At 47.0% G+C, this 20,565-nt stretch carries 19 protein-coding genes and 1 pseudogene; 7 read left to right on the plus strand and 13 right to left on the minus strand.

The window, feature by feature from the left end; all coding sequences use genetic code 11:
* Positions 1-68 precede the first annotated feature (68 nt).
* The 4 genes from selD to nspC form a co-directional block, all read right to left on the minus strand.
* Entirely contained in the window at positions 69-1,088 is a 1,020-nt protein-coding gene (selD, locus tag Q0144_RS04400) for a selenide, water dikinase SelD (protein WP_298062084.1), read from the minus strand.
* Positions 1,088-1,684 carry a sulfurtransferase-like selenium metabolism protein YedF gene (yedF, locus tag Q0144_RS04405; RefSeq protein WP_298062043.1) on the minus strand — a complete coding sequence of 199 codons (597 nt, stop codon included), beginning with the start codon at positions 1,682-1,684 and terminating at the stop codon, positions 1,088-1,090. Before yedF ends, selD begins: the two co-directional genes overlap by 1 nt.
* 84 nt (positions 1,685-1,768) lie before the next feature.
* On the minus strand, positions 1,769-2,728 hold the full coding sequence (locus tag Q0144_RS04410; protein WP_298062045.1) for a formate dehydrogenase subunit gamma: 960 nt from the start codon (positions 2,726-2,728) through the stop codon (positions 1,769-1,771).
* Between the two features lie 95 nt (positions 2,729-2,823).
* The gene (nspC, locus tag Q0144_RS04415) at positions 2,824-3,978 is read right to left on the minus strand and encodes a carboxynorspermidine decarboxylase (RefSeq protein ID WP_298062047.1); all 1,155 of its coding nucleotides are present in this window, start codon (positions 3,976-3,978) and stop codon (positions 2,824-2,826) included.
* An 88-nt stretch (positions 3,979-4,066) separates the two neighbouring features.
* Between nspC and Q0144_RS04420 the strand changes: the two genes are divergently transcribed.
* Positions 4,067-4,288, plus strand: coding sequence for a MoaD/ThiS family protein (locus Q0144_RS04420; RefSeq protein ID WP_298062049.1), 222 nt, complete (start codon positions 4,067-4,069; stop codon positions 4,286-4,288).
* 15 nt (positions 4,289-4,303) lie between these two features.
* A complete protein-coding gene (locus Q0144_RS04425; protein ID WP_298062051.1) occupies positions 4,304-4,813 on the plus strand; it encodes a molybdenum cofactor biosynthesis protein MoaE in 510 nt (169 codons plus the stop codon).
* Between the two features lie 432 nt (positions 4,814-5,245).
* On the opposite strand, the gene Q0144_RS04430 is transcribed toward Q0144_RS04425, so the two are convergent.
* The 6 genes and pseudogenes from Q0144_RS04430 to Q0144_RS04455 all read right to left on the minus strand — a co-directional run bounded on the left by Q0144_RS04430 (position 5,246) and on the right by Q0144_RS04455 (position 12,522).
* Entirely contained in the window at positions 5,246-7,048 is a 1,803-nt protein-coding gene (locus Q0144_RS04430) for a hypothetical protein (RefSeq protein ID WP_298062054.1), read from the minus strand.
* A 155-nt stretch (positions 7,049-7,203) separates the two neighbouring features.
* Positions 7,204-7,839 carry a protein-L-isoaspartate(D-aspartate) O-methyltransferase gene (locus tag Q0144_RS04435; protein WP_298062057.1) on the minus strand — a complete coding sequence of 212 codons (636 nt, stop codon included), beginning with the start codon at positions 7,837-7,839 and terminating at the stop codon, positions 7,204-7,206.
* Positions 7,827-8,129, minus strand: coding sequence for a hypothetical protein (locus tag Q0144_RS04440; protein ID WP_298062059.1), 303 nt, complete (start codon positions 8,127-8,129; stop codon positions 7,827-7,829). Before Q0144_RS04440 ends, Q0144_RS04435 begins: the two co-directional genes overlap by 13 nt.
* On the minus strand, positions 8,119-9,141 hold the full coding sequence (locus Q0144_RS04445) for a ribonucleotide-diphosphate reductase subunit beta (RefSeq protein ID WP_297989426.1): 1,023 nt from the start codon (positions 9,139-9,141) through the stop codon (positions 8,119-8,121). The genes Q0144_RS04440 and Q0144_RS04445 overlap by 11 nt, the downstream gene beginning before the upstream one ends.
* Positions 9,142-9,469: 328 nt before the next feature.
* A complete protein-coding gene (locus Q0144_RS04450; protein WP_298062061.1) occupies positions 9,470-10,192 on the minus strand; it encodes an anaerobic ribonucleoside-triphosphate reductase activating protein in 723 nt (240 codons plus the stop codon).
* Between the two features lie 17 nt (positions 10,193-10,209).
* Positions 10,210-12,522, minus strand: a pseudogene (locus Q0144_RS04455) (ribonucleoside triphosphate reductase).
* 171 nt (positions 12,523-12,693) lie between these two features.
* Here Q0144_RS04455 and Q0144_RS04460 point away from each other — a divergent pair.
* From Q0144_RS04460 to Q0144_RS04480, 5 genes are all read left to right on the plus strand, one after another.
* On the plus strand, positions 12,694-13,326 hold the full coding sequence (locus Q0144_RS04460) for a hypothetical protein (RefSeq protein ID WP_297943987.1): 633 nt from the start codon (positions 12,694-12,696) through the stop codon (positions 13,324-13,326).
* 51 nt (positions 13,327-13,377) lie between these two features.
* Entirely contained in the window at positions 13,378-13,590 is a 213-nt protein-coding gene (gene rpsU, locus Q0144_RS04465) for a 30S ribosomal protein S21 (protein ID WP_005869392.1), read from the plus strand.
* 270 nt (positions 13,591-13,860) lie between these two features.
* Positions 13,861-14,454 (plus strand): hypothetical protein, encoded by a 594-nt coding sequence (locus Q0144_RS04470; protein ID WP_298062063.1) that lies wholly within the window; start codon positions 13,861-13,863, stop codon positions 14,452-14,454.
* Between the two features lie 76 nt (positions 14,455-14,530).
* The gene (locus Q0144_RS04475; protein ID WP_298062065.1) at positions 14,531-15,520 is read left to right on the plus strand and encodes a hypothetical protein; all 990 of its coding nucleotides are present in this window, start codon (positions 14,531-14,533) and stop codon (positions 15,518-15,520) included.
* Between the two features lie 68 nt (positions 15,521-15,588).
* Positions 15,589-16,746, plus strand: coding sequence for a hypothetical protein (locus Q0144_RS04480; protein ID WP_298062067.1), 1,158 nt, complete (start codon positions 15,589-15,591; stop codon positions 16,744-16,746).
* A gap of 586 nt (positions 16,747-17,332) precedes the next feature.
* Here Q0144_RS04480 and Q0144_RS04485 read toward each other — a convergent pair.
* From Q0144_RS04485 to yaaA, 3 genes are all read right to left on the minus strand, one after another.
* A complete protein-coding gene (locus Q0144_RS04485) occupies positions 17,333-17,713 on the minus strand; it encodes a CrcB family protein (protein WP_298062069.1) in 381 nt (126 codons plus the stop codon).
* Between the two features lie 354 nt (positions 17,714-18,067).
* Positions 18,068-18,799 carry a sulfite exporter TauE/SafE family protein gene (locus Q0144_RS04490; RefSeq protein ID WP_298062071.1) on the minus strand — a complete coding sequence of 244 codons (732 nt, stop codon included), beginning with the start codon at positions 18,797-18,799 and terminating at the stop codon, positions 18,068-18,070.
* Positions 18,800-19,776: 977 nt separating this feature from the next.
* A complete protein-coding gene (yaaA, locus tag Q0144_RS04495) occupies positions 19,777-20,508 on the minus strand; it encodes a peroxide stress protein YaaA (RefSeq protein WP_298062072.1) in 732 nt (243 codons plus the stop codon).
* Positions 20,509-20,565 lie beyond the last annotated feature (57 nt).

Consider the following 20,565-nt stretch of genomic DNA (forward strand, 5'->3'; position numbering starts at 1 on the left):
CGGTGCGAAACAGAATTGTGATTATACAAGAGCGATGCTTAAAGGGGGCTGAATAGGCATTAGAAATTTTAAACTAAATAAATTTTATGCTCGGCACGTGCCATTACTTCGCCGATGATAGCGCTGCTAGCGTAGCCTGCGTTTTTTAAATTCGCAAGCGCTCGCGCTGCGTCCTTTTCCGCTACGGCGAGCAGAAGTCCGCCGCTGGTTTGCGCGTCGCAAAGCGTTATGTCCGGTTCGGAATCGACACCAGGTGCGATAAATTTTAAATTTTTATAGCTTCCGGCAGGGATTAGCCCTTCATCAAGGCATCTGAGGGCGCTTTTTAAAAGCGGAATTTTACTAGGATAAATTTTAAAACTTACCTTCTCATTTATCATCTCAAGCGCGTGTCCAAGCAGCCCAAAGCCCGTCACGTCGGTTGCGGCATGTATTTTTAAACCCGCTAGCGCGCCCACGGCATAAAAATTTAGCAAAATCATGCTCTCTATCGCGTCACGAAATTCTTCAAATTTAAGAAATTTCGCCTTTATAGCCGTAGCGATAATGCCCGTACCGAGGGGTTTTGTTAGGATCAGCAGATCGCCTTCGCGCGCAGTGTTATTGCTCCAAAATTTACGCGGATTCACCCGCCCCGTAACGCTAAGTCCATAATAAATTTCGGAAGTAGAGATGGTGTGACCGCCTACCAAGACCCCTCCGCACTCTTTGATCTTATCTTTGCCGCCACGCAGAATTTCGCGCAGAATTTCGTTTGAGAAATGGCAATCGTCAAAACCCACGATGTTTAAGGCGTTTATCACTTCGCCGCCCATTGCAAATACGTCGCTTAGGGAGTTTGCCGCCGCGATCTGTCCGAAAATAAACGGATCGTCCACTAAAGGAGTAATAAAATCGAGTGTCTGCACGAGCGCAAGATCGTCGCTTATACGAAATACGCTCGCATCTTCGTTGCTGCAGATTGACGAAAGCAGGCTTGCATTGGGCTCGATTAAATTTCCAAGATTTTCGGTTAGACCCGCCGGGTCAAGCTTGGCAGCTCAACCGGCGGCTGCAATAAATTTCGTTAGGTTAAAATCTCTGTAGATCATAGTTTGATTACTTCGTATTTTGATAGGACGTCCATGATTTCGTATGCGTTTGAAATCTCGCCGATTGCGAGCTTATCGACCAGTTTGTAGCCCTCCAGACAGCTTCCGCAGCTTAAAATTTCAGCCCCCGCTTCGTTTAGCTTTTTGATCGCCTCGAAGCATTCGTGGCCGCGGTTCGTGGTTATAAGCACGGCGTTGTTTACGCAGACAACCTTTACGGGCTTTTCGTCTAGGCTTAGCGCCGCGCCTAAAAATTTAGCAAGCAAGCTCTTTCCAATCGGGCCGCTTCCGCACTGCTCCTCGTTTAGGAATATCACCTTGCCTCTTTTCGGCGCCGCGACGTTACAATAAATATCGTCGATACTTTCATCTTTCAGCTCGTCTGTTTTTACGGTTTTTATAAGCGTGTCGGCGCCCGCTTGTGAAATTTGCGCCTCAAAGCCGTTTTTAGCCAAAAAGCGTTTTATGTTTTCACGAGGCGCTACGTCGTTTACTAAAATTTCTAAACTCTCTCCGATTTTTAGCTCGCCGAGAGCTTTTTTGGTGCGCAAAAGCGGTTCCGGGCAATTTAAATTGCGACAATCTAGTTGCATATGTAATCCTTAAAAATAAAATTCTTTGAACCTCAAAGCTAATGCGAGCCGCGCGCAAGCGGGTCCGCATAAAATTTATCCAAGTTATAAGCGCGGGTACTTCGCTTCAAATTGCGATTTAGCGATCTGCCCTTTATCGAGCAGCTCGCGATACCAGTAGTGGTGAAGTACGTAAACTTCCTCCTCCGGCTTGTATCCGTCGATCATCGAGTGGATGGCTCCGCTGATCGCAAAGACCGCCATATAGATATGCACAAGCAAAAATACCGCGCAGACCGCACCCAAAAAATTATGAATAATCGCGCTTGCTCTTAAAATTTCAATCTGACTCATACCTAGCGCACTTCTCATTGCGGGAATATCGTAGTCTAGGAAAAACATTGACGCACCCGTCGCTATCATCACTATACCGCCTAAAGTCGCGACCCAAAACCACGCCTTTTGGCCTGCGTTAAATTTACTCGCAGGGATCGCGCGCTTCTTTTTACTTAAATATCCGCCCACGATCATCATCCATTTGATATCGTAAGCTCGCGGCAGCATGCGCCAAAACCATGTCACTAGCATAGGCACAACGGCAATCGCAAACGCTATCGTAGCCAGTCCGTGAGCGTTTTTACAAAATCTCACGAAAGCGCCGCCGCCGAATTCTTCGCCAAACATCATAATTAAGCCTGTCGGAACCAAGATCGCCCATGCCACGGCCGCTACAAGATGGTATAGTCGCTCAAATTTATTAAATGCATAGATCGGCTTGCCCGCGTGATGATCGAAGTGCTTCGGCCCTATGATCGCGTAGTGCCCAATAAAAGCTATGATTACGCCCAAAACCGCACCCAGCGCCAGCCACGCAAAAAAGCCCGAGCTTTGCAGATGTCCTTGAAATTGCAGAAAAATCGGACCGAAGCCGTTGCCGTAGCTATCGATGTTTTCAAGCCTTGCATTGCCCCAAACATCGCTATTTCCCTGCACGATATCGGCATATTTTTTCTCCTCGGCCTGCGCATAAATACAGGCGAAAAGCGCGAGAAACAATCTTTTCATGGATTTCCTTAGATATAAAATTCAAGCCGATTATATCATTTTTTGCAAAAAAATTTCTTACAAAGCAAAATTACATTTTTGCATTAAGTGCGGCGCTAGTTTCGCCTCGCATACTCGTCGTAGCCGAATTTTTTGATCATTAAAACCTCTCCGCGCTCGTCTACCAGAACAAGATCGGGCAGCTTAATGCCGTTAAAGGTCGTGTTTTTCACGATCGTGTAGTGAATCTGATCCTCGAAAATCACCCGATCGCCGATGTTTAGCGGCGTGTCAAATTTATACTCGGGCTGCCCGCTCTCAAGTCCCACGACGTCGCCTGCAAGGCAGGTGTTTCCGCCGAAGCGATAGCTAAATTTACCGCTCTCGCTCTCGCCGCGCACCGCAGGACGATACGGCATCAGCACGGTATCGGGCATATGAGCTTCAGCGGAAGCATCTAAAATAGCGATTTTAGCGTCGTTTTCTACTATGTCAAGGACGCTAGCGACCAAATATCCGCACTCCCAGCCCACCGCCTCGCCCGGCTCAAGATAAATTTCGACTTCGTATTTTTCGCGAAATTTTTTAATCAGATCTATCAGCAGCTCCACGTCGTAGCCTGCGCGCGTGATATGATGACCGCCGCCGAAATTTAGCCACTTTAGCCCTCCGAAATACTTGCTAAATTTCGCCTCGAAAACCTCGAGCACCCGCTCTAGGCTCTGAGCACTTTCTTCGCACAGCGCGTGAAAATGCAGCCCCGAGATGCCGCGCAAAAACTCGCCGTCTTGCAAGATCGCCCGCTGCAGCGCTTCAAGGCTCATCCCGAGCCTGCTAAAGCTACCGCACGGATTGTAAGCGTCTTTGGGCGCGAAGGAGGTCTGCGGATTTAGCCGCAAGCCGCACGACGCTCCCGCAGCGAGCGCTTTTGCGCGATATTTTTGCCACTGCGCGGCGCTATTGAATACGACGTGATTTGAAATTTTTAAAATTTCATCCAAATCATCCTCTTTGAATGCTGGCGAGTATGTGTGAATCTCGCCGTTTTTGATAAATTCCGCGGCAAATTTCGCCTCGTGCAGGCCGCTGCAAGTAGCACCCCAGAGGTACTTGTCAACGTAAGGCATCGCGAAGCTAAACGCAAAGCCTTTTAGCGCGCATAGAATTTTTGCGCCGCTTCGCTCGCCTACGCTGCGTAAAATTTCTAAATTTTTTACCAGTTTTTGCTCTTCGCACACGTAAGCGGGAGTCGAAATTTCATCGATTTTCATCGTTTTTCCTCATTAAATTTTTACGCAATTATATAAAATTTTATGAATTTTTGGTTAAAATCGCCCAATCTTTAAAATAAGGATAAAAATGGTAGAGGTAGAATTTTTAGGGCCGATCGGGCGCGAGCCGCTACGCCTAAACGCAAACTCCTTGCAAGAGGTAAAAGCGGAGTTGCAAAAGGACGAAAGTCTGCGAGAGTGGCTCTCAAACTGCGCCGTAGCGGTAAATGATAAGATGGTTTATGATGCGAATTTCGCGCTCAAATCTGGCGATCGCGTAAGTCTTCTGCCTCCCGTTTGCGGCGGCTAAGCTTAGGAGACGGCGATGAGCGAAGCTAAATTTAATCCAGAAATTTTAAGCGGGATCGAGCCTGAAATTTATGAGGGCAGCTTGGACGTGAACGCGATTTTATCGCGCTGGTACGCTAAATTTAAGGACGCAAATTACGGCGCGTTTATCACCTTCGTGGGCATCGTGCGCGAAGAGGGCGGCATCTGCGCGCTGAGCTTCGATATATACGAGCCGATTTTGCGGACGTGGTTTGAAGCGTGGCAGAAAAAGGCCGCAGCACAGGGCGCATTCGTGCTTTTTGCACATGCAAACGGGGGTGTGCCGATCCACGAAAGCTCCTACGTCGCAGGCGTCGTAAGCCCGCAGCGCAAGGTCGCTTTGGCGCTCATAAATGAGTTTGTGGAGGATTTCAAGGCGGCCGCGCCGATCTGGAAATACGACGTAAAGGGCGGCAAAATCGAGGGCGGCAAAGTAGTAGGCGGGAAGAGGTTCTACGCGGCGGATCGCTCGCAGAGGATAAAAGGCGCAGGGCTTTTGGGCTAAATTTAAAAGCACGCGCCGCTTAAATTTATAGGTCCACTTCAATTCAATCAAATTTAATCAAAACGGCGATTGCGCCGACAAACAAAATTCCGCGTAGAGATACTGCAGAATTTCAAAATAAAGATTTTGTGTAAATTTAGCGGCTGAGGCTAAATTTAAAGCTCAAAATTTCAATCCAACTCCGTGCCTGCGCTCCTATAAGCATGGCAAGCGAGAACTAAAATTTCAAGTCTAAAATTTATAGCAAATTTAATCAATCCAGTCGATGTGCTGCACAGCAAATAAAATGGCGCTATAATCGTCTTGTAATCCCGCGCAGCATAAATAAAATTTAAACCCAAATTCGCGCGCGGTATCTGCAAGCACACACGAAACGCAGTGCAATAAAATTTTAAAATTTCATCGCAAATAGCCATCTACAGTAAGCGGCGACTAAAATTTAAACACGCTCTTGGCTTCAGCGATACGCTCGCTAAGGCTTGCAGCGGTATCTTCGCCGCTTGCCGCGCACCTAAAGATCGGCTCAAGCACCTCGGCGAAAAAGCCGTTTAGCCCCTCTTGCATGATCTGCGCGCCACTTTGATAGCGCGCAAGCCCCATAAATACGCCGTGTCCGATCGCGCTGAGGGCCTTTGCCTCATCGGCGATAAATTTATTCAGCGCCTTGCAAACCACAACGACCGCGCTTGCATTTACGATCTCGCGATCTCTTAAATAATCCTCAAGCGCGCCGTAATCGCACTCGCATCTGATCCATCTAAACGCCTTTGCAATCGAGGGCGAAACACATTTGTGCTCACTTAGAGTGCATAGGACGTATAAATTTTTAGGCACTGCGAAATATGAGCGGCCGTCCTTTAAAACGACGCTGGCGCGCGCTTTCTCGCCCTCTTCAAAGCCGTCGATTACGTGGGAGTTTTTCGTACGGATCAGCGAAAGCTCGTCTTCCTCGTCGTAGCGACGATCCAAAAGTACCGCCGCCTCGCCAAAAATTTTATCCAAGCTCGAAGCACTTGCATTGTCGATCAAAAAATAATACTCGCCCTTCGGATCGTTTAGCGCCTCTTTGCACAGCGCCTTAAACTCGCCGTCGATGAAGCTTTCGCCGTAAAATCCGTCGATGAAATCGCGATATTCAAAGCCTTCGTGCAGGCAAACGTAGCGGAAATTTTTCGCCTCAAGCTTCTTTTCGGTGATCAAAGATCGCAATCTGCGGGTTTTGCCGGTACCGATCGCGCCGTAAAATATAGTATTTTTCGCGACCTCTTCGCTCTTGTAGTTTTTGACGTATTCGAAAAACAGCGACGAATACACGATTCTGGCCGCACCCACGACATCCTGCGGATACGGGGTAAATTCCGCGATAAATCGCGAGCTTACTTCGTAAAATTCTTCAAAAATTTCAACCTTTTCGTCGTAAAGCAAGGATAAAATTTGTGCGGTTTCATCGCGATAAACGAGCGTCGGAAACTCGTCGTTGCACTGCGCAAATATGCTGGCTAGCAGATAGAGCTTCTCGCGCGAAATTTGCGCGAAATCGCCGCCATCCGTGAGTCCTAAATTTAGCATCCCGTCGTCGCTTAAGTAGCTGTCAATCAGATAGAAATTATCGGCATTTATCGCGGATTTTAAAAATTCCATCAGTACGAAGGGCTGATTATGTAGCGCGACGTCGAAAAAATCAATCGCCAAAGCGCTATCCACCGCCGTAAGAAGTCTGTAAAGCTCGTCGTAGAAATTGACTAGCTTTTGTTTGAAAATATCGCGCGCGGTGCGCTCCTGCGAATAGCTATTGAAATTTTTGACGATGTTTTCGATAAAAACATAAAGCGATACGATGTTTTTATCCTCGCCGCTAAGCACGCTATCTACGCTTTTTACGGCATTTTTAGGAAACAGCTCCTTTTTGCCAACGATGCGGTCTTTAAAAGCGAAATCGTAATAAAACGCGCTGATATTGGAATCAAAATACTGATCCATAAAGAAATACTCGGCGTGCGCGAACTTCTCGCCCAAAGATAAAATTTTGCAGCTTCTAAGATTGCCGTCGCTGAGATTTATATATAAAGTTTGCAAAAACTCGTTCTCGGTCTCATCAAAGCTTGCGAGGCAGCGCTTTATCTCGCCTAAATACTTTGAGATCGCGGTTTGTTTTTTAAGCCAGAATTGGTTTTTGTTGTGATTTTTCCAGCTGACGACCAGCGACTCTATCTTTTCCTTGCTAAAATCTTGCATGACTCATCCTTGTAAGATTAAAATTGTGTATTGTACTTGAATTTAAATAAATAATTAATAAAACTCTGATTTCGCGGCGGAGCGCGAAAGCAAATTTTATTAAATTTGCGCGCTAGGAGGCGGTAGGAAATTTTAAAATTTACTGCGCGCTAGATCTATCCGCGACCCTGCACCAGCGGGACGAACTCGCAGGCGCCAAGCTCCTCTTCTTTGATCTCGCTTGGCGAAATTTTATTAAATCTAACGATCTTTTGCGAGCCGCCTCTATTCATCGGAGCGACCAAAATTCCGCCTATTGCCAGCTGCGCAAACAGCCGCTCGTCGATCCGCTCGGCGCACGCAGAGAGCAAGATCCTATCGAAAGGGGCGAAATTTTTCCACCCGGCGTTGCCGTCGTCGTGGCGCAGGCTGATGTTTGAAATCCCAAGATTTGCAAAGTGCCTTTTCGCCTCGCCCACCAGCCGCTCGACGCGCTCGACGGCAAAGACGCGACGCACGATCCTGCTTAAAATCGCCGCTTGATAGCCGCTGCCGCAGCCGATCTCTAAAATTTTCTCGACCTTCGGATCCACGCTTAGCGCCATCGTCATGCGCGCGACCGTCAGCGGCGAGCTGATCCACTGGCTGGCTAAAATGGGCTGCGCGTTAAGGCTGAAAGCGTGCGCGCCGAGCGGGGCAAACTCGCTTCTAGCGACGCTGCAAAACGCCTCAAAAAGCGCCGGATTTAAACTCACCTGCTCGGCGATATCATTCGCCATCTTTTCGCAGCGAAGCCGCTCTAGCGAGACCATGACGCACTCCCGCCCGACCAGACGTTAAATTTAAAGCCGCGAAAGCTTTCGCCCCGTCTAAATTCCAAGCCGATAAAATTTTTAAAAATTCCCGAAAGTTCACTCCGCGCCAAAAGAGCATAAGCTGCGTTTTTTAGATACGTAGCGCGGCTAAATTTTAAAAATTTTGCAGGCAATACGCCTTTTGCGCTCATCGCGTATCCAAACCGCGCAGGACAAGTATCTGCAAAGTATCCGTGTCGCGATGCGGCAGAGCAAAATTTCAAATCGCAAAATCCGCTAAAAATCATCGAAACTCAAGCTTCCTTTGCTGTAGTTCGTGACCTTGCTCTCGAAAAAATTGCTCTTTTGATCGTTAAATTTAGAAAAATCATCGACCCATTTTATCGGATGTTTCGCACCGTATCGCTTCTCAAGCCCGATGGCGAGCAGGCGCTGATCGACCAGGTAGTGGATGTATTCTTCGATGATGTCGTCCGTAAAGCCCATGATTTGATTATCCGTGATGTATTTGCCCCAATCGATCTCTAAGCTCCCCGCCGTCTCGAACATCTCATAAATTTTATCCACGTTGCGCTTATTAAACAGATCGGCGCGCTCCTTGCGGACGGAATTTATCATATTTTGAAAGAGTAGCAGGTGCGTGATCTCGTCGCGCTGTATGAAGCGGATCATCTGCGCGCTGCCTAGCATCTTGCCCGCACGCGCTAGCGCATAGATCGAGGTAAAGCCGCTATAAAAATAGATCCCCTCTAAAATTTGATTCGCAACCATCGCCAGCAGCAGCTTATCGTCGCTAACCTCGCCCGCAAGCTCCTCATAGACGCTTGAGATGTAGTCGTTTTTCCTGCGGAGCATATCGTCGTGCTTCTCCATCTCGTAAATGAGATCGGTATTTTCACAGATCGCCTCGACCATGACGGCGTAAGATTTGCTGTGGTTGGCCTCCTCGTAGGCTTGGCGCGCGAGCACGGCGTTGATCTCCGGAGCCGTGATGTAGGGGTTGATATTATCGGCGAGATTGTTGGTCTGAAAGCTATCCATCGATATCAGCTGGCTCCACACGAGATCATACATCCGCTTCTCGGCGCTTGTGAGATTGAAGTTATAATCGCGCACGTCGTCGGTGGTATCGACCTCTTTGGGAAACCAGGTGTTGGCCTCCATCAAATCCCAAAGCTTCAGCGCCCATTGATATTTCGCCTTGGTAAAATTTAAAATTCCCTGCGGATTGCCGCCGAAGACCTTGCGATCGGTAAGGGTCTCATCGGAGAAGGGGTTGTAGATTTTTTTCCTATCCATTTTTTGCCTTTTTAAAAATTTCGGCGTATTTTAGCCAAAGCAAGCTAAATTTACCTTTTGTTTTGAAGCGGCCTACTTGCACGGCGTGAAATTTTACGGGGAGCTAAATCTGCGCGGTATAAAATTTTAAGCGCTTGATAAAATAAAATTTTACGCCGCAGACGGAATGAAATTCAAACATAGCAAGTGGCGGCAAGGTTAAATTTTAAAGCTTCCCGCAAGGCGAAATTTATCGTGGCACAATATACACCGGACAATGCGCGCTAGATAAATGCGCTAAAAAATTTCATCGCGTTCATCGCGGCAAGACGCGCGCGACGGCGTAAATTTAATCAAAATTTCGAAGTTCTATCTTTAGCTCGGTACGGATTTTGCTCGGATCGAAGCTCGCAAGCGGCGCGTCTAAATGGCCGAAATTATCGCCGGTGGGCAGGAAGCTTTGCAGATAATAGACGCCGCGATAACCCTCGTCCCATAGAATTTGCGCCATCTGCTCGATCTTTGCTTCGTTTAAAAAATCCGCATGCACGGTCGTGCGCACCTCAAATTTAAAATTTTGCCGCAGCAAAAGCCTAAGAGTTTGCAGAAATTTATCGTATAAGCTTGACTTCGTGATGAGCTCAAAATCCTGCCGCGGCGCCTTAAAATCAAGCGCGATATAATCGATCAGCCCTAGGCTTAGCGCCTCTTCGATCTTTTGCGGATTTGAGCCGTTGGTGTCTACTTTGAGCAAAAAGCCACGCTGCTTAACTTCGTGCGCTAGCGGGATAAAATCGCTCGCACAGGTGCATTCGCCGCCGCTAAATACGATGCCCTGAAGCTTGCCCGTGCGCGCATCCAAAAAGCGTAGAAACTCTTCGTTTGAAATTTTACCCCGTGAAGTAACGATTTGTGGGTTGTAGCAGTAATTGCAGCGCATATTGCAGCCGCAAAACCACGCGATCGCGGCGATGTGATCAGGAAAATCAAGCATCGTAAACGGCGTGATCTCGTAAATCTGCGCGTTACGCAGGTTTAAGGCTTGCGGCGGCTTCGTATGCGTTTGTTGCATTTGGCCGGTAGCGGCGACTAGGCTATTTGTTTTTTGTCTTTTTTCTCTTCAAAAAAGACGCGCTCTTTGTGTTCGCCCTTCTTTCCGATATTAAAGCTCTCTACTGGGCGCAAATAGCCCATTACTCTTGTGTAAACGACGCATTTTGTGCGTTTTGCTTCTAACTCTTTTGGAAATTCCATTCTCCATCCTTTCATTAAGATTAAAATTTAAATCGCTATTTAGGCGCCCTTGCTCTGCTTGGCCTTGTATTCCGCAAGCAGCTCCTCGTCGCATTTCGGGCAGTATTCATGCTCGCCGCTGATGTAGCCGTGCTTATGGCAGACGCTAAAAATCGGCGTGATCGTGATATAAGGAAGCTTGTAGTTTTGCACTACGCTTTTTACGAGCTGCTTACACGCCTGAGCCGAGCTGATGCGCTCCTTCATATACAGATGCAGCACCGTGCCGCCGGTATAGGAGCTTTGTAGCTCATCTTGCATCGCCAGCGCCTCAAACGGATCGCTTCCGAAATTTGCCGGAAGCTGCGTAGAGTTGGTGTAGTATATGTTTTTATCAAATCCCGCTTGGATGATATCTGCGTAGCGCTTCTTATCCTCTTTGGCGAAGCGATACGTCGTACCCTCGGCAGGCGTGGCTTCGAGATTGTATAGATTGCCCGTCTGTTCCTGAAACGAGCGGATCTTCTCGCGCAGATACTCAACCATTTTAAGGGCAAATTTACGCCCGAATTCCGTCGTAATATCTTCTTTGTTACCGCTGAAATTTCGTATCATCTCGTTTGCGCCGTTGATACCGATGGTGCTAAAATGGTTATTAAAGCCCGGTAGATAGCGCTTCGTATATGGATACAAGCCGCGCTCGAACATCTCAGTAACGAATTTTCGCTTCTTTTCAAGCGTCGATTTTGCAAGCTCTAAAAGCTCATCCAGCCTCGTATACAGCGCCTCTTCGTTATTTTTATACAGATAGCCTAGGCGGGCTAAATTTATCGTTACGACGCCGATACTTCCCGTCATCTCCGCGCTTCCGAAAAGTCCTCCGCCGCGCTTAAGAAGCTCGCGTAGATCAAGCTGCAAGCGGCAGCACATCGAGCGTACGGCGCCAGGCTTATACGCCTTTGGATTGGGTACGCGCTCGCCCTTTTCGTTCGTGATATATTGCGAGCCGATGAAATTTTGAAAATAGCTCGAGCCTACCTTGGCGGTGTTTTCAAATACGGCGTCGGCCACAGGAGTATCCCAGTCAAACTCCTCTGTTAAATTTACCGTAGGAATCGGAAAGGTAAAGGGCTGGCCACACTTATCGCCCGTCGTTAAAACCTCGTAAAACGCGATCACGATGCGGTTCATCTCAGGCTCGAAATCGCCGTAAGTCAAAGCCTCAAGCGAGTCCTTACCGCGCCTTTTAGCCTCTGCCAAAAGCTCCTCGTCGCGTAAATTTTTAAATAGATGCTCATTGTTATGCGTAGGGATCTGCGTTTTTAGATCATCAGGGCAGGTCATATCGATGGTGACGTTGGTAAATGGGCTCTGTCCCCAGCGCGCCGGGACGTTTAGGTTAAACACGAAGCTCGTGATCGCCTTTTTGACCTCATCGTCGCTTAATTTGTCGCGGAAAACGTATGGCGCCAGATAGGTGTCAAAGCTGCTAAACGCCTGTGCGCCCGCCCATTCGCTCTGTAAAATTCCAAGGAAATTGGCCATCTGATACAGAGCTTCGCGGAAATGCTTCGGCGCCTTGCTCTCGACCCTGCCGCGCACGCCGTTAAAGCCCTCGTTTAGAAGCACGCGCAAGCTCCAGCCCGCGCAATACGCCGTAAGGCAGTCCAGATCGTGGATATGATAGTCGCCGTTTCGGTGAGCCGCGCCCTCTTCGCGAGAGTAAATTTTATCGAGCCAGTAGTTTGCGATGACCTTGCCGGCGGTGTTATTGATAAGACCTGCGTTTGAGTAGCTGGTATTGGAATTTGCCAAAATTCGCCAATCCTGTTTACTGATGTATTCATTGACCGTCTGAGTGCAGTTGATATAGGTCGTATCCTCTTCAAGCCCCAAAATGTGCTCACGCTGCATCTTGTGCGTATGGCGATAGATCATAAAGCTTTTCAAAACGTCGAAATCGCCAGCTTCGAAGAGTTTTTTCTCGATAAGATCTTGGATATCTTCGACGCTTAATTTCTCTTTAAAAACGATCGCGCTCATTACATTATTAAAGACTTTTTCGTCAAACTCGCTACCAACGCTTTTGTAGGCTTTTTTGATAGCATCTTTTATTTTGTAGGATTGAAATTCTTGAAAACTTCCGTCTCTTTTAATGATTTTTTTCATAAGCACCCCGAGAATTTTCTGAATAAATTGGCAGAAAGTATATCAAGGAATCTTTAACTCAAAATTAAAGGAACGAGCGGAATATCCGTTACAAATTTTGCTTATAAAAAACGAAATTTAACCAAATCTCGCTATAATCGCGGAGTTTATTTTATAAAATTTGGAAATGCTATGAAAAATTTTAAAATAAGTTTTTTCGTTATTTTACTATGTGTCTTTTTAGCAGGTTGCGCTGCGCTTAAAGGCTCTAAAAGCACGGATAATTCGGCGCTTACCGGAGGCATAGATCACGCAGGATATCCAAACGCATATCTGGAGCGCATTGCAGGCGAAAGCATCGCTGATCTACTCTCAAAGCGTATTGTCGGCAAGAAAGGCGGTAGATTTAGTGTCGTCGGCATCGAGCCACTGGATGGAACGAACGCGCGCGGCGTGGATGCGGAATTTTTAAGCAAAAAAATTAGAATTTCACTGCTGCATTCAGGCAAAGCAGTCGTCACAGACGCCCCAAGTAAAGATGAACTCGTATTTAGCAACGATGGCGTAAGCCGTGGCTATCACGCCGTAGAAAGCGGCTCGATCTACGCGCCGGATTACATCTTGGTAGGTAAAATTTTACCGCAAAGCCCCGCTGTGGTAAATGACGGTAAAGCAGAATCTAAAAAATCAAAAAATTTAAATTCTGCAGCTAAAAATTCTACCGCACAAGCAAGCGAGAGCCTATTTTTAGAGCTTTCGATGATAGATACTCGCAACAACAAAAGCGTGTGGAAGTATAAAAAAGCGCTTCAAAAGCAAATTTAAGGAATTTTTCGCTAAACTCACGGTTCATTTTTTTGAAAGGCGGTGAGGAAAGTGCCTGGAGTAAAGGTATATCCGAACGAATCATTTGACGAAGCTTACAGACGCTTTAAGAAACAGACCGATCGTAACCTAGTCGTTACCGAGGTCCGTGCGAGACGATTTTTTGAGCCGATGACGGAAGTCCGCAAAAAGCAAAAAATTTCAGCTCGCAAAAAGATGCTTAAACGTCTTTACACGCTACGTCGCTACGAGTCACGCTTGTAGCGGTTTGCGCGGATTTGCGGATTTTAAATTTGCAGATCTGCGCGAAATTTTATCTCACATCTTTTTAAATTTACAGCCCGCTTAAAAATTTTATCCGCCCCGTCAGCGCCGAAATTCCGCTCTAAATTTTAAAATTTACTCTTAAATTTACCCGCCTTTTTGCGGCAGCTGCTTTATACAATATGTCCGCTGGCGAGCCGCTAAATTTTGAAATTTATTTTTACCTATTCGTTTTTTAGATATACTTTTGCTAAATTTCAAGGAGCAACCATGGACTTAAACGACTATCTACACACTCAAGATCAGCAACCCTCAAACCCTCAAGAAAAAGAGGTAGCACTCATCAAATACACCTTCATCGCAGCCTGCGCCTTAAAAGCTATAGCCGAACTAGTGCTATTGCTATTAGGGATTTACGGCGGATTGGGAGTATTACTAAGCGCAGCGGCATTCGTGCTTTTTATCTTTAGCATTTATAATATCTCTAAACTTACCGTAAGCCGCAGCCTTTTGCGCAACGTAGCCATTGCCTTTGCGGCGATATTTATAGGCGTATTGTTATTTATATTTTTAGCGGGCGGCATCATCGCTCAAATACTACTTGCGTTGGGATTTATCGCATCGTTTCTGTTTTTTTATAGATTTTATCAGGAACTTGCCGATACTAGCGGAGTTGCGATATTTTCATATTGCTTTATTGCGCTTGTACTTGCAGCTATTGCAAATGCATTTTTGGCGCGTTTTTCGCTGCCTGCTACGGTACTGCTCAGCTTAGCGGCTCTTGCACTTAATGCTTTTGCTATGTTCAGCGTAGAGGGCTTTTCTCGTTCGTATTATTCTTATGATCTTAGAGGCAAGAGATAAATTTTGATTGCTTGATCGGTTGTGAAAAGACCAGCAAAGAGCTAAATTTTTAAAATTTAAAATCAAGGAGCAAGCCGTGGTCTATTTCAAACACATATTTCTCGCGCTGTTTTGCGGGGTGCTGTTTTGCGGCGTACTTTACGGCGAAAATCCACATAAAATTTCAAAACAAAATTTTAAATCTGACTTCATCTGGGGCGTTACGATCGACGACGGCTGGTATGAGGACGCGCAAGATGCCTCGGGCGCGAAGCTGCAAAGTATCGTGCGCGCCCTGCAAACCCTACCCACAAAGCCCACAGTGCGCGTCGTGATGTCAAAAGAAATTAGCCCGCGCGAATATGAGCCTCTTTTTAGGCGGCTTAGCGAGGTTTCATACGTGATGGCCTGCCCCGTGGACTCCTACGAGATGAGCTCGTACAAAAATGTGAAAAGCTACGAAAAGAGGTTCGCGGATGCCTTCGCTGCACTCGCACCCTACGTGCAGATCTGGGAAATCGGCAACGAAATAAACGGCGAGGGCTGGCTCGGGGACGATGCGAATTTCATCGCCGCCAAGATGATCGCGGCATTCGAGTTTATCCACAAAAAGGGCGCTAAAACGGCGCTTACGGCGTATTATACGCCGAGCGGAGCGCAGAAAACGCAGATGCACGAGTGGCTGCAAAAATTCGTGCCGCAGGATATGAAAGAGGGGCTGGATTATCTTTTCGTAAGCTACTACGAGGACGATAACGAGGGCTTTGCGCCTGATTGGAGCGAAATTTTTACCGATCTGCAAAGCGCCTTTCCCGCTTCGAAGCTTGGCATCGGCGAGTGCGGAAACACGGCGTCGGACGCTACGCAGGCGAGCAGGCAGGCGATGATGGGGCGGTATTATACGATGCCGCGCTACGTGCAAAACTACGTGGGCGGGTATTTTTGGTGGTATTTCGTACAAGACTGCGTAAAGGGCGCCGAAGCGGGCGCCTCAAACGGCAAAAATCGTGGCGCGCGCAACAAAGCGAAAGCCGCGGACGAACTTATAAAAAGCCTTAGCGAAGCAATAGGCGAAGCGTACAGATAATACGCGGAGGATTTCAAATTTAAAGCAAAATTTTATGCTTTTTAGGTGCAACAAGGTAAAATTTGGACATGAAAACTTTTATAAAAATTTTAAAAATTACCGCCTTGGTCGTGAGCGTTGCATGCGTACTTTTTGTGCTGTATATATTTGTGATTTTAAATTTGCTTTTTTCATCCGATACGCCCGAAGGTTGCGATCCTAGTATGCCCACTAGCGCTTGCGATTATATCGATGAAAAATTTGAAAAAGAGCTGCAAAATTTGCCCCCGGTCGCCGCTCTGCCGAGCCTAGAAAAAAGACCCGTATTTTGGCTAGGCGAGAAAAAATTCGCAGGAGGTGCGAAGTTTGATTATCTATACATTAAGGACGATTTTGGGGTCTGGCTTAGGTATGGGGGCAGCGATAGCGACGACTTTTTGCTACAAAAAGATATGCCAGAGCGCTACTATGGATACGACGAGATCGATCGTTCGCCGGACGAAAGGTGGGTGAGTAGAGAGCTTGGATATTATAGCTACGGCATCTACGATATTTCGCTTTTTGAAAACGAAGCCAAGATATTTTCTCAAACGGCGTATAAGGTCATGAGGAAATTTATCGGTTTCTTTAATCTACACTCTATGAGAGGCACATCTTTTGCAGCTCCGCAAGGCGCCGAGGAAAATTTAAACGCGATAAGAGGGCTTCAAACTCCTCTTGCGGATTTTCCGCAAAAGCAGAACTACTCCGCGCTCGGCCCAGCTTATAAATCTGAAGCTGAAGGTTATGTCGGAGATGAAATAGCCAAAAAGCTCGCTCGCAATATCTTTGAGATCCCTGGCGAGGGATGGCGGCAGACCATACGTATAAACAGCAGCGCCAAGGATATCAAGGTAATCTGCGGAGATGAAATTTGCCTCGCGCTTGCCTTCGATGAAAGCGAATTTAATCGCTGCGATAACGATACGCCTCATATGGCAATTTATACGCTAAATTTAAAGCAAAAATTTAATAATTTTCATATGCTTACTAGTAGTAATTTTGACTACGTCAAGCTCGGCGATAAGTATACTTTAGACGATGTGGAATCCTTTAAAATAGTTTTATCAAGATTCAGATATATCAAGGAGTATAACAAAGATCGCGAAATCACGGACTACGAGGTTATCTTGCGAAATAGCGAAGGCGAGCAGGTTAATGAAATCTGCAGAAACGAAATTAAGAGGGCTCGTAGCCGCTTGCGATAAATCTAAGATAGCGCTGCAGGATTTGACACATAAGATCGTGATTTCGGCGCGCTTTAATTTAGCTTCTAAAATTTACGTGAGAATTTTAAAATTCTAAGCTTCAAGCTTTAAAATTTGCCCGCGGAGCTTTTAAAATTTATCGCTCGGCTTAGGTTTATTTTATCCGCGCCAAGACAGCGAAATTTTTAGGGCGTCGCGATAACTAGGCGCAAGATAGCGAAATTTCACAAAGCTGCGGCGAACAAGATGTGCAGAGAATGCACGCAAATTCAAATTTATCTGGATTTTGCCAGTCTGCCCGACGCCGAGCACCATTATTTAGCTACAATCCCTCTCGCTCGCTTTACTTTTCGCTTGTCTTACGATTTACTCGTCTTATAATTCCTGCTTGATATTGCACTTTGCGAAACTACTTGCTGCGCGCCCTTTCGCAAAATTGCACGGCATGTGAGATTGTGCCCATCGCTCGCAGATTTTGCAGCACATGCGCGCGATAAAATTCCGTAGCGCAGGCACTTTCAATAAATTTTGATTTAAAAGCGCAAGCTTAGAGGCGATTTAAATTTAAAGCTCACGTGCTCCACGGCTAGCCTGTAAGCGCTCTACCCGCGAGCAGCCCAGCATAGCAAAACAACATACAAACGCATACGCTTAAGACCGCGTTTAGCACACCGATAGCAAATTCTCGCGCCAGCAATAATTGCAGCGTATCGTAGCTGAACGTAGAAAATGTCGTAAAGCCGCCCAGCGCGCCTGCGACAAAAAATACCCGCACGCTCTGCGTTAAATTTAGTGCGAGTAAAAACCCTATCAGCAAGCTTCCCAGCGCATTCACGCAAAAAGTAGCGATCGGAAACGCACTCCAAAATCCGGCGCGATCCATTGCGCGCGCGATCGCTCCACTTAGGCCTACTCGCGCCATCGCGCCTACACAGCCGCCTAGCCCTGCTAAAATCAAGTTCGTCAATCCAAGTCCTTTTAAAATTTGTAAATTTTATTTCGCCATCTAACCTCCATAGGACGAAAGATGTGCAACTTCGCTATTTTAACGCGGTTAGTTAAAATTCCGCTTTTAAAATTTGCTCGCACTTTTTGAAATTTCGTTTTAAAATTTTACTAGCGCGATGAAACGCGACGTTTTACGCGCCGCCGCAAAATGGAAACCAAACGCGCGCAGTGTAAGAGGACGGCAAAGCAAAACCAAGAGATATAAAAGGGCGGCGTAGCAAAACAGCGCGAATGCTTAAACCGCGCTTGTAGCAAAACCGAGGCAAGGCAAAACTATAGCGCGGCAATCGCTGCAGCGCTACTACAGCGGGCGCTACTGCAGCACTTTTTTTAGTGCCAGTGCAAATAGCACGACATAAAGGACGAGCAGCCATTTTTTCTGCGTTTCGCGCTTTGCACGGCGAGCCTGAGAGGTACCAAAATATACGCCCAAAAGCCCGCCCACGGCCAGCAGCGCGCCGCGTTCGTAATCCACATGACCGTTGTACGAAAGGCTCAAAAGCGCGCTAAATGAGCCGAAAACGATGAAAAATAGCCCCATACAGACCGCTCTTTTGATATCGACGCCCAAAAATCCGACCAATACCGGCGTTAGAAATACCGCGCCGCCCACGCCCATGCTAAGCGCGATCGCGCCGATAGCAAAGCCGATGAAAAACAGCACCGCGCCGTGGGGATCGGCGTTGCCGTCGCTTGTTACGTTCGTGCTAAAGAGTTTAAGAAATGAGATCGCAAGCGTCAGCAGAAGACCGATCTCAAGCACGATTTCCGGTGAGTATTTTACGATGAAGCCCGATATGCTCGCGCCGCACAGCCCGCCGAGCCCCACCGCGATGCCGCTATCTAGGCGAAGCTTACCCGCGCGGTAGTTCAGATATGAGCCGAAAAGCGAGACGATGAACATCTGCATCACCGAGATGCCCGCGGCGGTCTTGACGTCGTATCCCAGAGCCATCATCACGGGCATTACGACCGTGCCGCCACCGATACCGAAAAAGCCCGATATGAAGCCCACGACGACGCCGACAAAGGGGAGTTCTAGCATTTTTGATCCTTAAAATTTGAAGCGAAGTTTATAGCTTTAAAATTTAAAGCTTGCTAAATTTGCGGAATTTTGGATTTGAAAGCGGAGGATTTGCGGGATTTTGAGGCGGGAGAATTTTGATAGTGGGATTTCGGTTTAAAATTTTATGTGTGGGATTTGTGAAATTTGGAAATTTACGGGATTTTAAAGCGTGAAATTTCAGAGCACAGAATTTTAATTGCAGAAATTCGGCTAAGAACTTTATGCGCTGGGCTACTAGAGTTTGTAGCGACGGCGTATTTTACTACGTTTGCAGATTTTTGGAATTTTAAAGCGTGAAATTTTGGCTCAAAATTTTATTGTAACGGAACGTAGCCATAATTTCGGCTTAAAATTTTATACGGGGTTAGCCCGATCTGCATTTGTTTGTGTTGTGGCTTCGAAGTATAAATTTTTTAGATCATAATTCTGCGCCTATACCGCGGCGGTTTAGCATAAATTTGGATTAAAATTTACGTTTAGATCGCGGGCGCAGTATTTTTGCCGCGATTAAATTTTCGACAGGATTCTATCGCGGCGAAATTCCGCAAAGTAAAATTTTAGACAAAATTTCTACAGCGAAATTTCCGCGCTCTGTATTCTAAAAATCGCCGCGAAATCGGTGCAAAGTCACGGCAAGATCGCCGCAAAATTTTATACGAAGCGGGCAAGCGCAAAGAGCACGAATTTTTTGCAAAATTTACGGCGAAATTTCGCCGCCAAAAGCTCGTTTAAGGCCGTCTAAGACCCGCCAAAAGAGTGCCAAAAGACTAAGAAGCCGCCGCCGTAAAATCTTCGTGATAAAATTCCGCCCGCAAATTTTTCCGAGTAGAATTGCTTTGGATATTGGGACGGGATTTGAACTCGCAGCGAATTTTCCGGGCTAAATTTTACGCAAAAATCCGCATTAAATCTGCAAAATTTATCGTAAATTTCCCCGGACGGAATTTCTTTGCGCCTTATGAAATTTTCAGCACGATCTCCTTTTTTAGCCCGATCTGTTTGATTTCGAGTACGGAAGCGCCGCCCAAGCGCAGCGCAAGCACCTCCGCCTCGCTGCAAGCGCCTGCAAGAGCGATTTCGCGTAGCACCTTGCCGCGCCAGGCCTTGGCGTAGTGGCTCAGCACCTTGCCGCCTTTTATGAAACTAAAACTCAGATATTCGCGCTTCATCTCATAAAATTTTTCGTAAAATCCCGCGCGCAGATCCACTACGCACTCATCTGCCAGATACCGATCCAGCGCGGCGGAGAAGCTATCGCGATAAAATTTCGCCGCGTCTATGCCGCCGAATCTCTCGCCCTGTTTGAGCTTGTAATTCGGCAGCGCGTCGCCGCCCAGCACGGGGCCGAAAAGATTTGAGAAAATTATCGTGTTTCGCTCCGCAAACTCCTGCGCTCCGGGGCTTAGCGACGCGTAGCCTAGGGAGCGATACGCGGTGCCGGTGTAGCGCAAAAGCGCCTTCGCGCAGCCTTTTTCAAAGATATTTTCGCGCAGAGCCGCATCCCATTTTTTCAGCCCGAAAAGCTTGCGAAGCTCCGTCTCGCTTGCTTTATCCACAAAATCCGCGTAAGCGCGCAGCATCTGCAGACGCTTTTCGTAAAGATCTGCAAAGATGAAATTTCGCTCGCAAATGCGCGTGTCGCCGCCCAGCTCGCTTTTCATCTCGCTTGGGGAAAATAAAATCTTCATACGCTCTCCTTAAAATTTGCTAATTTTACTAAAATTTTGCTTGCATTAAGCCCGCCT

The sequence above is a fragment of the uncultured Campylobacter sp. genome, from assembly GCF_938045345.1.
Lineage (GTDB): Bacteria > Campylobacterota > Campylobacteria > Campylobacterales > Campylobacteraceae > Campylobacter_B.